Genomic DNA, 282 nt, shown 5'->3' with positions numbered 1-282 from the left:
AACGAAGTAATTCCTGTTTCAAGAATAGTAGATATGCTTGAAAATCCTGGCAAAGAATATGATTTTAATGGAAAGAAAAAAGTATTTCCTAATATAAAATGTATCTATTGGGCTGGTGGTAATCCAATGCACCATCATCAAGATAGAAATAGACAATTAAAAGCATTTGCTAAGGTTGATAGTTTTATAGTTCAAGATTGTTTTTGGACTGCTAGTGCAAGACATGCTGATTTAGTTCTACCGTCTACTACTGAAATAGAAAGAAATGATATAACTAAAGCA

Annotated in this window: 1 protein-coding gene; it reads left to right on the top strand. The window is 31.2% G+C overall.

Annotated features, from left to right (window positions below; genetic code table 11):
• A partial coding sequence (locus tag AVBRAN9334_RS10160) for a molybdopterin-dependent oxidoreductase (protein WP_336607750.1) occupies nt 1-282 on the top strand: 282 nt, incomplete at both ends.

This window comes from Campylobacter sp. RM9334, from assembly GCF_020138145.1.
Taxonomy (GTDB): Bacteria; Campylobacterota; Campylobacteria; order Campylobacterales; family Campylobacteraceae; genus Campylobacter_E.
This window is presented reverse-complemented; position numbering and strand designations above follow the sequence as displayed.